This is a genomic window from Streptomyces sp. M-16 (assembly GCF_052114405.1).
Classification (GTDB): domain Bacteria; phylum Actinomycetota; class Actinomycetes; order Streptomycetales; family Streptomycetaceae; genus Streptomyces.
Window position 1 is genome coordinate 57,682 of sequence record NZ_JBFRER010000006.1, and the last position, 13,606, is coordinate 71,287.

13 protein-coding genes and 1 pseudogene are annotated in these 13,606 nt (G+C 72.8%); 7 read left to right on the forward strand and 7 right to left on the reverse strand.

Translation table 11 applies throughout. The features are described from left to right. Window positions 1-150: 150 nt before the first annotated feature. Window positions 151-204 (forward strand): annotated as a pseudogene (locus tag AB4039_RS04850) (hypothetical protein); the annotation flags it as partial. A gap of 191 nt (window positions 205-395) precedes the next feature. Here the strand turns inward: AB4039_RS04850 and AB4039_RS04855 are convergent. After that, window positions 396-1,772 carry an MFS transporter gene (locus tag AB4039_RS04855; protein ID WP_442270071.1) on the reverse strand — a complete coding sequence of 459 codons (1,377 nt, stop codon included), beginning with the start codon at window positions 1,770-1,772 and terminating at the stop codon, window positions 396-398. 344 nt (window positions 1,773-2,116) lie between these two features. On the opposite strand from AB4039_RS04855, the gene AB4039_RS04860 reads away from it, so the two are divergent. After that, window positions 2,117-2,533 (forward strand): hypothetical protein, encoded by a 417-nt coding sequence (locus tag AB4039_RS04860; RefSeq protein ID WP_442270072.1) that lies wholly within the window; start codon window positions 2,117-2,119, stop codon window positions 2,531-2,533. 29 nt (window positions 2,534-2,562) lie between these two features. Here AB4039_RS04860 and AB4039_RS04865 read toward each other — a convergent pair whose 3' ends face one another. The 3 genes from AB4039_RS04865 to AB4039_RS04875 are packed head-to-tail and all read right to left on the reverse strand — an operon-like array spanning window position 2,563 to window position 6,079. Then, window positions 2,563-3,603 (reverse strand): ComEC/Rec2 family competence protein, encoded by a 1,041-nt coding sequence (locus tag AB4039_RS04865; RefSeq protein ID WP_442270073.1) that lies wholly within the window; start codon window positions 3,601-3,603, stop codon window positions 2,563-2,565. Next, the gene (locus tag AB4039_RS04870) at window positions 3,603-4,898 is read right to left on the reverse strand and encodes a hypothetical protein (protein WP_442270074.1); all 1,296 of its coding nucleotides are present in this window, start codon (window positions 4,896-4,898) and stop codon (window positions 3,603-3,605) included. The genes AB4039_RS04865 and AB4039_RS04870 overlap by 1 nt, the downstream gene beginning before the upstream one ends. Continuing rightward, window positions 4,895-6,079 carry a caspase family protein gene (locus AB4039_RS04875; RefSeq protein ID WP_442270075.1) on the reverse strand — a complete coding sequence of 395 codons (1,185 nt, stop codon included), beginning with the start codon at window positions 6,077-6,079 and terminating at the stop codon, window positions 4,895-4,897. Before AB4039_RS04875 ends, AB4039_RS04870 begins: the two co-directional genes overlap by 4 nt. Window positions 6,080-6,285: 206 nt before the next feature. Here AB4039_RS04875 and AB4039_RS04880 point away from each other — a divergent pair, with 206 nt between their 5' ends. After that, window positions 6,286-7,227, forward strand: coding sequence for an alpha/beta fold hydrolase (locus tag AB4039_RS04880; RefSeq protein WP_442270076.1), 942 nt, complete (start codon window positions 6,286-6,288; stop codon window positions 7,225-7,227). Between the two features lie 65 nt (window positions 7,228-7,292). On the opposite strand, the gene AB4039_RS04885 is transcribed toward AB4039_RS04880, so the two are convergent. Next, a complete protein-coding gene (locus AB4039_RS04885) occupies window positions 7,293-8,690 on the reverse strand; it encodes a DUF7507 domain-containing protein (RefSeq protein WP_266845446.1) in 1,398 nt (465 codons plus the stop codon). 470 nt (window positions 8,691-9,160) lie between these two features. Between AB4039_RS04885 and AB4039_RS04890 the strand changes: the two genes are divergently transcribed. After that, entirely contained in the window at window positions 9,161-9,403 is a 243-nt protein-coding gene (locus AB4039_RS04890; RefSeq protein WP_442270077.1) for a hypothetical protein, read from the forward strand. Between the two features lie 329 nt (window positions 9,404-9,732). On the opposite strand, the gene AB4039_RS04895 is transcribed toward AB4039_RS04890, so the two are convergent. Next, window positions 9,733-10,326 (reverse strand): hypothetical protein, encoded by a 594-nt coding sequence (locus AB4039_RS04895; RefSeq protein WP_266845444.1) that lies wholly within the window; start codon window positions 10,324-10,326, stop codon window positions 9,733-9,735. A gap of 334 nt (window positions 10,327-10,660) precedes the next feature. Here AB4039_RS04895 and AB4039_RS04900 point away from each other — a divergent pair, with 334 nt between their 5' ends. Beyond that, window positions 10,661-11,701, forward strand: a complete 1,041-nt coding sequence (locus AB4039_RS04900) for a glycoside hydrolase family 26 protein (protein WP_442270078.1) — start codon at window positions 10,661-10,663, stop codon at window positions 11,699-11,701. Window positions 11,702-11,739: 38 nt separating this feature from the next. On the opposite strand, the gene AB4039_RS04905 is transcribed toward AB4039_RS04900, so the two are convergent. Then, window positions 11,740-12,327 (reverse strand): hypothetical protein, encoded by a 588-nt coding sequence (locus tag AB4039_RS04905; protein WP_266845442.1) that lies wholly within the window; start codon window positions 12,325-12,327, stop codon window positions 11,740-11,742. 143 nt (window positions 12,328-12,470) lie between these two features. Between AB4039_RS04905 and AB4039_RS04910 the strand changes: the two genes are divergently transcribed. Both AB4039_RS04910 and AB4039_RS04915 read left to right on the forward strand, forming a co-directional pair. After that, window positions 12,471-13,073: a TIGR03086 family metal-binding protein gene (locus AB4039_RS04910; protein WP_266845440.1), complete on the forward strand. Its 603-nt coding sequence runs from the start codon at window positions 12,471-12,473 to the stop codon at window positions 13,071-13,073. Window positions 13,074-13,113: 40 nt separating this feature from the next. After that, complete coding sequence (locus AB4039_RS04915) at window positions 13,114-13,539, forward strand: secondary thiamine-phosphate synthase enzyme YjbQ (RefSeq protein WP_442270079.1); 426 nt, start codon at window positions 13,114-13,116, stop codon at window positions 13,537-13,539. Window positions 13,540-13,606 lie beyond the last annotated feature (67 nt).

The following is a 13,606-nucleotide window of genomic DNA, read 5'->3' on the forward strand; positions in this document are numbered from 1 at the left end:
GCGGCTCGCCGGCCTCTGGGGTCTGGTCGTCGCGCAGCTGTGGGCGGACCGCCCGTTCCCCGTTCTCGCCGAGGACGAGATGGATCCGCGCCCGCGGCAGCAGATGCCGGACTACCGGGCGGACACCGGGGTGGACCTTCCCGCGGCGCGATGGTGGGCTGCTGGCGGTCGCTCTACGGCCAGATCGCGCTGGAGGTCTTCGGGCACTTCGCCCCTCTCTTCTCCGACCAGGAGCCGATGTTCGAGCTGCTGATGCAGGAGCTGGTGCGTGGCATGGGCCTCGAAGGGCCCGACTCGCTGCAGGGCGCGTCGGCCGTGGTGGTCCGCAGCGGCGACGGGCCGTCAACCGCGGGGATCCGAGAACATCTGCACGAGGTGCCGGGCGAATTCCCGCATCAGCTCCGGCCGGATCCGGCCCGGCCGGTCCCGCCATCGGGTTCCACGAGGCCCACCCCGGGCCCGTGTCCGGTGGCCGGGGTCGCTACGGTCCGGGCCGGCGGGGCGTCCAGGGCGTCCAGCCGTAGCAGGCTGTAGCGCCGTTGTACGACGGACAGGCCCGCGACCGCCGTTCCGAGGACGAGCCATCCCACGGGTCCGGCCGCCATCACGGCGCCCGTCAGCAGCGGCGGCCCGGCGGACTTCTGTACCGACTGGGCCATGCCCGCCACCCCCAGGTAGGACGCCCGCGCCTCCTGGGGCGCAAGGGACACCGCCAGCTCCCAGGAGCTCACCGACCGCACCAGCTCCGCCAGGGTGACCAGGACCGCCACCGCCAGGAGGACGACCGAGGCGGTCCAGGCCCCGCCTCCCGTCGACAGCACGAGCAGGGCGCAGGAGGCGAACATCGTCAGCCCGTACAGGCGGACCGCGGCCGCCGCCTGGCGCGGCGCCTCGACCCTGGCGGAGACCCGCAGTTGCAGGACGACGACGAGCACGGTGTTGATCACGAGGAAGGCCGGGACCAGCGCGTGGGGTGCGTCCGTGTGGTGGACCAGCCACAGCGGCAGCCCCACGTTGAGGACCGAGTCGTCCAGGTTCATCGGCATGTCCAGCAGGACGAACCGCAGGTATCCGCGGTCCCGCCAAGGGCTCGGTCCGGGCTGCAGCCGCCCGGTCGGTCCGTACGGTCCCTCCCGCCCCTCCTGGCCGGCCTGACCGGCCGGGCCGCCCGTGCGGGCCCGCACCAGCGGGCGGCCGCCCGCCTCCCCGGTGCGCCACACCAGCGTGGCGGCCGCTACGAAGGACAGGGCGTTGGCGAGGATCAGGACCTGGTAGGCCTCGCGGCTGCCCACCGCGAGGCCGATCGCGGCGAGGCCCGCGCCGAGCGCGTAACCGGCGTTCGCCGAACTGCGCGACAAGGCCTGGTAGGTGGCGCGCCGTTCGCCCGCGACCCGGGTGGCGAAGAGCATCTCCAGCGTCTTGGCCGCCCGGTCGCCCAGGTTGGTCAGGGCGACCACGAGCAGCAGCGCTTCGAAGCGGGTGACGACGAGCAGCGCGCACAGGGTCGCCAAGCGGAGCAGATGACAGCCGATCAGCAGCGAGCGCACCGGGAACCGGCCGGCCAGGTGGCCGGCGAGCGGCGAGCCGGCGATGCCCGCCACTCCGGCCGTGCCGAGCAGCAGGCCCAACTGCCCGGCGTCCAGCCCGACGACGAAGGTGAAGTACAGGACGGAGGCCGCGGCCCACACTCCCGAGCCGGTCCGGTCCAGCAACAGGGCGAGCAGCATGATCCGTGCGGGGCGGCCCCCCGGCGGCCGGCGCAGCTGCGCCAACAGGCCGGGCCCACCCCGCCGGCCCGGCCCGGCTTCTCCACCCCGCCGGCCCGGCCCGCCGCCCTCTCCGCCCCGCCAGCCCCGCCGGCCCCGCCGGCTCTTCCCGCTCCCCCGGCCGTCCCCGCCCCGCCACATCCCGAGCCCCGTATCCTCAGCAAAAGTATCTCGATGTCGAGATACCCGACGGCGGTCAGCCTGCCCGAGATTAATCTCGACGTCAAGATACTTACGGGGTCGTACAACCGGTCCGACCAGGACCGGGCCCCGGGCGGCCGGCCCCCTGCCCGTCGACGGCGATTCGGCCGCCGTGTGGCGCACGGCAGGACCTCTGCCACCATGGCCCCATGGACGCACCGACCCGTGGCGCGTGGCTCCGCGCCGGAATCAGCCGTGACGGTGGCCCGCTCGAAGAGACCGGGCACGTCGTCTGGCTCCAGAGCGGCGCCCTGTACGCGGACAGCCGCGGCTTCGCCGGGAGCACCTCCTACGACGGCGAGCAGGTCACCTTCCACCACGACGTGGGCTCCCCCGGCCACGACATCGGAACCCTGCGGCCCGAGGGCACCCGCATGATCGAAACCGGCACCAACCTCGACGGCAGCACCTTCCTGGAAGTCTGGACGCCCCTGCCCGACAGCGACGGCCCCGACGGCTCCTGGACCGCGGCCGGCACCCAGACCGTCCGCGTGGGCCGTCACGTCGTCCACGTCGACGCCGCCGCCCGGGGCACCCACTTCACCCTCCCCGCCGACCTCCCCTAGGCCGTCGAAGGAGCGCCCGCCCGCGCCGGTCAGAACTCCACGGTGACGAAGCCGTCCTCGTCCGCCGCGGCCGGTTCGACCACCCGGTACCCGAACTCGTCCTTGAGGGCGGCCAGGTCCCAGTTCGCCGCCCGTTCGCGGTAGTTGAAGACCAGGTCCTTCGCTTCCCCGCCGTGCTGGAGGATGCGGGCGACGGCGATGTCGTCCGGGTGTCCGTGGATCTTTCCGTTCGTGGAGATCAGATAGCGGCCGCAGTCGAGGAGGCCGAGGAACTCGTTCGAGATGTTGTGGGCGCTGCCGTGGTGGGCGACCTTCAGGGCGTCGATCCGCAGGCGCCCGCCCTCGGCCTCGGCGCGCGGGCGGAGCGAGGCCGCCAGGCGCCGGTCGTCCGCGTCGCCGGTGAGGACGATCCGGGTGCCCTCGAACGAGAAGAGCAGGCCGATGCTGGTGCGGTTCGTCGCGGAGCCGTCGCGTTCGAACGGCGCGGCGGCCAGTGCGGCGACGTCGACCGCCCCGAAGTGTTCGATGCCGGGCACCGGATGCCTCTCCTGAGGGTCGACTCCCGGGATCAGGCCGGCCTGCGCGCACTTCGTCTCCCACATCGGGATCAGCGCCTCCAGCAGACCGCGGTCCGGCGCCAGCACCTCCATCGTGGAGCCGTCGTCGAACCAGGTCAGCGGATGGCCGACCTCGATGCTGCGCCCCTGGAACGCCTTGTTCCACGGCAGGTGCCGGGTCATGAGCGTGGTCGTGAGCATCTCTCCTTCCACCGCGCCGAAGACGTCGCGGTCGTGGAGGTGGTCGAAGCCGTTGAACCACACGTCCCCGAGCTCCACCGGCTCCTGCGCGTCTTCGAGCAGCGACAGCACGCCGAGGATGTGGTCCTGGTCGACATGGGTCACCACGAGCACGTCGATCGTGCGGTCCAGACCGGCGAGGAGGGGCTTGATCCGCTTGTAGGTGTCGTGGCGTCCGCCGTCGACGAGGACCCGCCGGGTGAAGTCGGCGTTGCCGTATTCGAGGAGCAGGCAGTCGCCGTCCTCCGCGGGCAGCATCCTGAGCCGGATCATCACGTCCTCCTTTGCCGCAGGTCGAGGATCAGGAACGGCTCGCGCGTGTCGGCCAGCCAGGAGAGCCGGCGCGCCTCGTCGAGGCGGCGTGCGCACTCGGGGTCCTCGGGGAATGCCGCGAGCCCGTCGGCGAGCCAGGAGAGCCCGAGCGTGTAGAAGGGGATGCCGCGGTCGAAGGCCTCGATCAGCCCGTCCCGGCCCCGCCGCACGTCCCGCCGGTCCCCGGAGGGCCGGCGCAGCAGGCGTACCGCCCGCAGGATCGCCCCGTCGGCGAGCCAGGGGAACCCGTCGGCCAGCCGCTCCAGCCAGGGGTCCCAGCGCGTCTCGCCCGGCGTGTGGTCGGTGCCGATGAGGACGTAGCACCCGGCCGCCGCCGCGAGGGGGTTGCCGGGCTCGGAGTCGAGCATCGCCTCGACGTCGGTGAAGAGCCGCGCCGCGGTGTCCAGGGCGCCCTGGGCCAGGTACGCGAGCCCCGCGCCGACGTCGGCGTCGCGCACGGACACGGAGACGGCGCTGCCGGTCGGGCTCTGCCGGAGGTTCACCAGCACCTCGGCCTCGGCATCGCCCCACGGCAGGGGCAGGGTGACCAGCCGTACGGACCCGGCGGCCTCCACGACGAGGAACTGCCGCTCGCCGACCGGCCCGCCGGGAGCCCCGACGGGGCCGTTCGGACCGAACCGGTACAGCGGCGTGACGGCTCCTCCGGCGTCGAAGGGCGCCGGCAGGACGCGGGGTCCGCCCGAGCCGATGGATCCGGCGACCGAGGTGCCCGGCGGGGCCTGTGCCAGGTCCAGGATCGACGCGAAGGACCAGCGTGCGGGCGCGCAGTCGCCGATCCAGGTGGCGAGGGCGGCCAGGTCGACGGCTCCCCCGGGTCCGGCGCCGTCCGGGCGGGGGGCGGCGGCGACCAGGGGGCGCGAGGCGACCGACTCCGCGAGCGGGCTCCGGGCCGCGCCGTGGTAGACCCCGCCCGGCTCGATGTTGCCCATGAGGTACTGCCAGGCGTGCGTCTCGTAGGGCGAGTCCGTCATGGCGAAGTCCACCGGGGTCTCCCGGCCCTCCACCGCCACGGCGCTCTGTGTGAGCACCAGCCCGGAGGGCAGGGACGCCGACACGACGTAGCGCCCCGGTGCCACCGGGTAGGGCGTGGGGCTCGGTGAACTGCCGCAGGGGATGAGGACGTCGTGCCGGGACGAGCCCGTGAGGTCGGCCGAGCGGATGTCCCCGACGATCACGGCGTCGTTGCGCTCCCCGCCGGGCGCGAGGAGCAGCCTGAGGGCGAGTACGGCGCTCACGGCCGGGCCAATCGGAGGTGGAACAGGGGCGGGCGGGCGTCGAGTTCGTCCCTGCGTACGTCTCCGGGGCCGAGGACGGCCTCGACCTCGTACTGCCCGAACGGCAGGAGCAGGGACCACTCGGTGAGGTCGGGTTCGTCGCCGGCGGCGGGGGGCGGGCGCCGCCGGTCGTCCTGCCCGGGGTGCCGGCAGGCGAAGTCGGCGAGCGCGTTGTCCGTCTCCGGGACGCAGCCGATGTACACCGGGACGATCGGGTCGCCCGGCAGCTCGTGGAAGACGAAGTCGAACGACTCGGAGGTGACGGGTACGGCCGCGTTCGTGAGGGAACCGGCGAACGCGGGCTCCCTCATGAAGTGGCCGATCGCGTGCGTCAGGGTGCCCGTGGTCACCCGCCACACGCGGCCTTCGGTGTTCTCGCTCGCGGCGCCCTCCACGCTCTGCAGCAGCGCGGAGGTGAACAGGCTGGCCTCGCCGGCCCGCCCGAACGTCTCCTCGCCGTGCAGGGTCGCGTAGATGACGGCGTGCTCGCGCGGCACGAACCCTTGGGGCCGGAACATCTCGTTGCCGTCGATCGGGACCCGCCCGAGCGAGGTTGCGCCCACGGTCCTGCCGAGCGCGTCGGAACCGGCCCGGCAGGCGTCCACGAAGAAGACCTGCTGGCCGGCCCGGCAGCTGTTGAGCCCCCTCTTCAGCCCTTCGAAGTGCAGGGCGCCGTTCATCGGACTGTTGAGGTCGGCGAACATGTCCGCGGCCAGGAGGGAGGTGTCGAACCCCAGCGAGACGCCGTGGCCACAGAAGTAGAAGACCAGCCTGGCCTGGTCGTGGTCGCCGCGGTCCTTCCACTCCAGGACGGCGGCCACGATGTTGTCGATGGTCGCGGCTTCGACGGCGTGCTCCGCACCGGTCCGCGGATGGACGAAGGGGCCGGGTACCTCCTCGCCGAGCAGGAGCGCCAGGCTCGCGAGCGGTCTGCCCCCGTCGTGGTACCTGCCGATCATCCAGGTGGCGAACCGGCGCGCCGAGAGGGGTGGCGAGGTCAACTGCCGCATGCCCGTCGCGCCCGGATGGGTCGTCGGCGAGGCCCCGCCGTCCAGGTGCGTGTACGCCCCGATCCCGATGACGAGCGCATGCGTGGACGCGGGCCCCGCGTTCTCGTCGAGGTGCACCGTGAAACCGACCATGGGACCCTCCGCGGCGCGATGCATCGGCAGGCCAGCGCGAGGCTTTCCTCTCATTATAGGAATGGGTACGGCATATGTCCCCCGGAGGCCCTGGCGGGCAGGAACATCGTGGTGCGCCTCGGCCGGAGGGGGCAGGTGGCGGGGCGGGTCGGGGCGCATCGGATTCCCGGTTGGCGAAAGGCCGTCGGCCGGACATGATCGGGGGCGTGATCCTCTCCCATGACGCGGCCGGTTCGGGCCCTGCTCTCGTCCTCCTCCACTCCGGCGTCTGCGACCGCCGCATGTGGGACCCGCAGTGGGAGTCCCTGCGGGCCGTCGGGTACCGGGTGGTCCGCCCCGACCTGCGCGGTTTCGGCGAGACCCCGGCCGAGGCCGGCGACTACGACCCCGTCGCGGACGTGTGGGAGTTGCTGGACTCGCTCGGCATCGAGCGGGCCGCCCTGATCGGCGCTTCGTACGGAGGCAAGCTGGCCCTGGCCGCCGCCGCGCGCCACCCCGAGCGGGTCACCGCCCTGGCCCTGCTCGCCTCCGGCCTCCCCGGCCGGGCGCCGAGTGCCGAACTCCGCGCCTGGGGCGCGCGGGAGGACGCCCTGCTGAACGCGGACGACCTCGACGGCGCGGTGGCCCTGAACGTCGACACCTGGCTCGGGCCCGACGCCACCCCCGGGACCCGCGCGGCGGTAGCCGAGATGCAGCGGCACGCCTTCCGGGTCCAGCTGGCCGCCGAAGCCGCGGAGGCCGCCGCCGAAGCGGCCACCGAAGCGGCCACCGAAGCGGCCACCGAAGCGGCCACCGAGGCCGAGGCCGCCACCGTGACCGGGACCGCCGGGCCGGCCCGGCCCGAGGCCGACGAGTCGCAAGAGGCGGGTGCGGCGCAGGAGACCCGGCAGGCGGCCCCCGAGTTGGACCTCTCCGGGATCGCGGCCCCCACCCTCGCCGTCGCCGGCGCCCATGACTTCGCCGACCACCGCGAGATCGCCGTAGACCTGGCCGGGCTCCTCCCGAACGCGCGCCACCTGGAGCTCGACTGGGCCGGACACCTCCCCTCCCTGGAGCGCCCCGAGGAAGTCACCGCCCTCCTGGTGGACTTCCTCACCGAGGCGGGCGTGACCCCCTCGGCTGACCGCGGCCGGTCAGCCCGCTCCTGACGGGCGACGTCACGCCGCCGGTCTCCTGAGAGTGTGCGGGGTGGCCGTCGCACTCCGGTGCTCGGCTACCTCGGGCCGGCGCAGGGGTCGCAGCAGGAGGGGGCCGGTTCGACGCAGACGCTGACGGTGTCGGTGTTGTCGGTGGTGTCGGGGTCCTTCTCGTTGGCGGTGGCCGTGGCGGTGTTGTCGATCAGGCCTGCCGTGGTGGCCTTGGCCCGCAGCACGAGGGTGGCGGTGGCACCCTCGGCCAGGCCTCCCGGCCCCCACAGCCCGGTGGCCGGATCGTAGCTTCCGGGGCCGTCGGCGGACAGGAAGGCGAGGCCGTCCGGGAGCCGGTCGGTGACCGTGACGCCGGTGGCGCCGTTCGGACCGGCATTGCGGACGGTGATGCGGTAGGTCACCGTCTGGCCGACCGTGACGGTCGTCGCGTCGGCCGCTTTCGTCACGGTCAGGTCGGCGGCCGGTTTGACCTGCGTGACCTCTTCGTTGGAGGTGGACGTCAGGGGTTCCGGCCTGTCGCCGAGCCGGTTCTCGTACGAGGCGGTCGCGGTGTTGCTGATCTGCCGGCCGCCGGCGGCCCGGTCGATGGTGACCCGGTACTCGACCGTGGTCCCCGCCGGCACCGTCTCGGTACTGGGCAGGCTGCCCCCGTCCACGGCGGTGGCGCCGTTGCCGAGGCGGAAGACGACCTTGTTCGCCGGGCTGTCGTAGTGCGCCTGATCGTCGCCCTGGGCATCGCTCTTCGCCCCGGCGTTCGGGCCGTCGAGGATCCGCAGGGAGCCGGGCAGATACGTCGTCCCCCGCGGGATGGCGTCGGTCAGGGCGAGGTTCTCCGCCGCGCCTCCGCCCTCGTTCCTGGCGGTGATGCGGTAGGTGATGACGTCGCCCACCTCCAGCGGTCCCGAGGGGACGGCGGTCTTGTCGAGCACCACGTAGGGGGCGGTGCCGAAGAAGATGCCGTCCAGGAAGTTGCCGATGCCGCGGTTTCCGCCGGCGGCGGAGATGGAGCGGAACGCGAAGCGCGTGAGCGTCTGGCCCGCCGGAACGGTATAGGTGCCGGTGTAGTAACCCCAGGCGGTGTTGCCGTCGGTGAAGCGCCGCTGTTCCACCGGGGCGCTGGGTGCGCCGATGTCCAGCGCCATGGTGTCGTCCCCTTGGCGCCCGCGGTGATACAGCCGCCAGTACAGCTTGGTGCCGGGGGTCGTCGGCAGGTCCTGGTAGAGCGTGGAGACCTCGTTCGCGTTGAGCTCGGCGAACTGGGTGCCGTCCGCCGCCGGAACTCCCTGGAATCCCGAGTGCCACAGTTCGATCCGGTGATCGGAGGCGGTGGTGAGCCAGCCCGGGACCCGCTTGGACGCCTGCGTCTGCGAGGAGTCCGGCAGGATCTCCACACCGGCCACGACGGGCTGCTCGAAGCTGCCGTTGGCCAGGGCAACCCGGAGCGGAGCGGGAGGTGTTGCCATGATTCTTCCCTTCGGTTCGACGCTGCTGAAGGGCACCGCCGATCGGCCTCGACTGCCGAGTGCCGTGGCGGAGCGGAACACTCCGTAAGGGCATCGCATGCGGCTGAACACGTAAAGTGACGAATGGAGGGGCCCGGCCAATCCCGCGCGGCGGGTTTGCGGGATCCGCCCCCGGAACGGCTCCCGCCTCGCCGTCATCCATGACGGCGAGGGCGCACCGCCCCCGCCACACTCGTCCCCCGGCCCTCTCCCGCCCGCGCCGTCATGACCGAAAGCCCCCGTCAATTCCTGCGCGATCGTCCCACTTGAGGGTGAATCGACCACCGGTGAATTGACGCGCCCCGCACAACGGCACCACCACCCCGGACGCCTTCGACCGAACTTCATTCATCATGCATCTATTGCGTGCCACCATGTGCCCGATCGGATCGATCGGCTGCTGCGGCAGACGGACACGAAGGAGTACGTCCTTGAACACTGACCTCGGGCGCGGTGCCGGACCACGGGCGTTACGGGCACTGGTCGCCGCCCTCTGCGGGATCGTCGGTATCGCCGGGCTCGGCGCGACCCCGGCGGCAGCAGCCGATCAGCGTCACCCGGTCTACGCCATCGCCCACCGCGTGGACACACCGGCCGATGTGGACGCCGCGCTCAAGCACGGCGCCAACGGCATCGAGACAGACGTGTGCGCGTGGTGGAACCCGAACGAATGACGGGCCTGTCACGACTGCTCCTCGGCCGGTGACAACCGGCTGGGCCCCGGGGCTGGAAGAGCCTGGAAGGCAGGCTCGGCAGCCTGGAGGGCATCACGTCGACCGGCACGACAGCCGGCAGTGCACCAACGCCGTCAACCTCGTCCGTGACTGGGTGAACCGCCACGGCGGCACCCATCGCATGGCCACCGCCGGTGACCGTCTGTTCAGGCAGAGCGGGCCACCGCCTGACGCACCGGTCCGCGCCGCCCGCCCCGCCCGCGCCGGATCACCCCGTCGGGCGCGGGCGGCGCGGCGCTTTCCCACGGCACCCCGAACGCCGCGGCCCCTCAAGTGCCGGGCTTGACGGGCCGCTTGTAGTACCGCCACGGGAACCATCCCGCGCCGACCGGAATCCATCCTTCCGACTCCATCCGCCGGTGCCGCGCGACGGAAGGGAGCGCGACCCGACAGTGCTCCCAGGGATGGTCGGACGCCTCCACCTCATGGTAGAAGGGGCCGTAACCGACCACGTGCCAGCCGTCGCGGCCGGCCTCCTCCAGGGCCGCCATCTCGTCGAACGCGGTCAACCCGCTGAGCGTGCGGCGCTCGGGGGCGTTCGATCCCCCGCCGGGCGGTGCCGACGAACCCGCTTCCCCGGCCTTGCCCGAGAAGCGTTGCTGGGCGGCCTGGCGGCTCACCCCCAGGACGCGGCCCACCGTGTCCCAGCTGTGCCCGGCGGCCCTGGCGCCCTGAACGGCCTCGCGCAGAAGCCGGTTCGACTCCTCGGCACCGACGCGCGAGGCGTCCACCAGGCGCAGGTACCCGTGGGCGTCGTGTTCGAGGGAGTCGGCCAGCCCTTCGGGTGCACCGAGGACGGCCGCGGCGATCCCCTCCCGGATCCGGTCGATCTCCGTCGGATGGAGCAGCGGTTCGTCGCTCATCAGCGCAGCCCCGCAAGGGGTTCGAGGGCGTCGAGGACTTCCTCTTCGTGGCGGGCCCACTTCAAGATCAACATGCGTCAAGGAAACCTTGACACCGCCGACTTGTCAAGAATTCCTTGACGCCGAGCGCGACCACCCTCGCCCCGGTCGGTGGACGTGCCGCCCGCCGGGCCCGTCGCCTCCGCGCCGAGAGCGGGTTTCACCCGGTCGGGGCGGGAGCGGCGGCAGGACGGCGCGAATGGCCCAGCTTCGGGTCATAGGACGAGCCGCTCGTCGGATGGGATGCCTAATGTCGGTGCGAGAGACACCGAGTCCCGAAGCGCGTGGAGGCACCATGTCCCGTCGAGGCCGCCGGCTGGCGGGCGCCTGTACGAGTGCGATCGTCGCCGGCCTGCTCGTCACCGGGGTCGCCCTCACCACGCCACCGCGCGCGGGTTCCGACGGCGGCTCCGGCAGCGGGGTCGCGGTGGGCGCGTACCTCCACTACGGCTCGCCCGGCGTCGAGAGGATGCGGGAGCTCTCGCGCTGGCTCGGGGGCACCGAGCTCCGCGCGGGCCACACCTACCTGCCCGGCGACACGTGGGCGAACATCGAGGGGGCTCCCGATTCCCTGCGCAGCTGGGCGCGGTGGCGCAAGGAGAGGGCCGAACGGCTGTTCGTGTTGAACGTGCCCATGCAGGAGCACAACGAGCGCGGCGTCCCCGACGCCCGGGTCGCCGAGCTGATCCGCTCCGGCGCCCGCGGTGAGTACGACCACCACTTCCGGCGGCTGGCGAAGCGTCTGGTCGCCCTCGGGGTGCCGGACACGGTGATCGTGCTCGGCTGGGAGATGAACGGCTTCAACTACACCCACCGCTGCCGGCCCGACCCCGAGAACTGGAAGAGGTACTGGCGGCGCATCACGGCTGCCATGCGCTCGGTGGAGGGCCAGCGGTTCCGTTTCGACTTCGCCCCCAACCGCGGCGGTGACGCCATCGCCTGGACCAGGTGCTACCCCGGCGACGACGTGGTGGACGTCATCGGCATGGACAGCTACGACCAGCCTCCCGGCCACACCTTCGACGAGCAGGTGACCCAGCCCTACGGACTCCAGCAGCAGGTCGACTTCGCGAGGGCGCACGGGAAGCCGATCTCCTACCCCGAGTGGGGCCTGTTCCGCAACGGCGACAACCCCGAGTACATGGGGCGCATGCTGGAGTGGATCGAGCAGCACCGCCCGCTCTACCACAGCATCACCGACTACTGCCCGCACGGCGTGTGGCAGTGCACCCGGAACCCGCGCTCCGCACAGGTGTTCCGGGACTTCCTCTCCACCGATGCGGACCGCGGCCGGACGCTCGGCTTCGACGGTGAGGTGCGGACGAGGCGCTCGTGACGCGAGTGGGCGGCGCGGCGGAGCTCGCGCGGCGAACGTCAGCTGACGATCTGATCCCCGTCGGGTATGTCCTCGACCGTGACGAGCGTGCGGGAGGCGCCGAGCCCCCGCGCGACCGCCCGGGCGAGCCCATCGGCGTCCGGGCCCGACGGGACGGGCACCCGCTCCCCCTCGCCGTAGCTCTCGATCGCCTTCACGAAGTAGCTCGGGTGCCACGCGCCGACGGCCCCCTTGACCTGGACCGCGGTCACGCGGCGGTTGCCGACGCGGTCCTTGAGCGCGGCCAGGATCTCATCGGACCGCAGTTCGCCGGGTACCTGGAACAGGCTGGCGTGAGCGCCGACGAGACCGCCGTCCCCCAGGCGTACGGTCACGGTGAGGCAGCTGGTGACGCTCGGATACGTGATCACGCCCCCGGGTGCGACCTCCTCGACCTGCCCTTCCGTGACTGTCGCCCGCTCCGGCGCGGCCGGGCCCCCCGCCGCGCGGGAGCCCGCGCGGGTGGGCTCGTACGGGGCACGCTCGGCGGCCGTGCCGGGTGAGGTGAGGGCCGCGGCGCCGATGAGGGCCACTGCGACGACGGTGAGGACACGCTTGAGTTCGATCACAACCTTCGCAACGTCCACGGCGTGCGGAAGGTGCCTCGACCGAAGGGGACAGGCACCGGCGGAACCGGGTCCGCCCGGGTGAATCTTCGGACCGCGTTGTGCCGCGTACGGGCTTCGCCGCCGGTCTACCCTGCAGACCCATCGTCCCGGAGGAGCGGCAGATGACCGATACGACGACCCTCGACCTCGGACCGCAGGCCGGGATCGTGGCCCGTCTCGTGGCGGGCGTCCCGGACACCGGGCTCGGGGGCCGGACGCCCTGCCCGGCGTACGCGGTCGGTGACCTGCTGGGCCACCTCGCGGGCCTCGCCGTCGCCTTCCGGGACGCCGCCCGCAAGGACCTGGGCCCCACGACGGACACGGCCCCCGGTACGGCCGCACCGGCCCTGCCCGCGTCCTGGCGCGCGGACCTTCCCCGGGTCCTCGACGAACTGGCTCAAGCCTGGAGGGATCCGGCCGCCCGGACCGGCATGACCCGCGCGGGCGGCGTGGACCTGCCCGGCGACATCGCGGCCGTGGTGGCCGTGGACGAACTGGTGATCCACGGGTGGGACCTGGCCAGGGCCACCGGCCAGGAGTACGTACCCGATCAGGCCGCGTTGCGCGCCTCGCACGCGTTCCTGCTGGCCGCCGCGCAGGACGAGAGCCGGGGCGGGGGCATCTTCGGGGCCGTCGTGCCCGTACCCGACGACGCTCCGCTGCTGGACAGGGCAGTGGGGCTGAGCGGGCGCGATCCGGGCTGGACGCCGCCGGCCTCCCCGTGAGCGGAGGCCGACGAGCGCAACGAGCGGCGAGGATGGAGCCATGGCCGATACCTTCGTTTCACGCACCGTGGACGTGACGACCGGGGACCGGGAGACCGTCCACGACCTGACCGCCGCCTGCGCCTCGTTCCTGGAAGAGGTGGCACGGAACCGGAGCGGGCTGCTCAACGTCTTCACACCGCACGCGACGGCCGGCCTCGCCGTCATCGAGACGGGAGCGGGCAGCGACCACGACCTCCTGGCCGCTCTGCGGTCGCTGCTGCCCGCCGACGACCGCTGGCAGCACCGGCACGGCTCCACCGGTCACGGGCGCGACCACGTGCTGCCCGCGCTGGTCCCGCCCCATGTGACGCTTCCCGTGATCGACGGTGCGTTGCAGCTGGGTACCTGGCAGTCCGTCACCCTGGTGGACACCAACCGGGACAATCCCCACCGCGAGGTCCGGCTGTCCTTCCTCGGCTGCTGACCACCCCCGGCCGCCCCTTCCGGTGACGCCGGTGAACGCGGGTACCCCACGCGCTGCCGGAACGTAC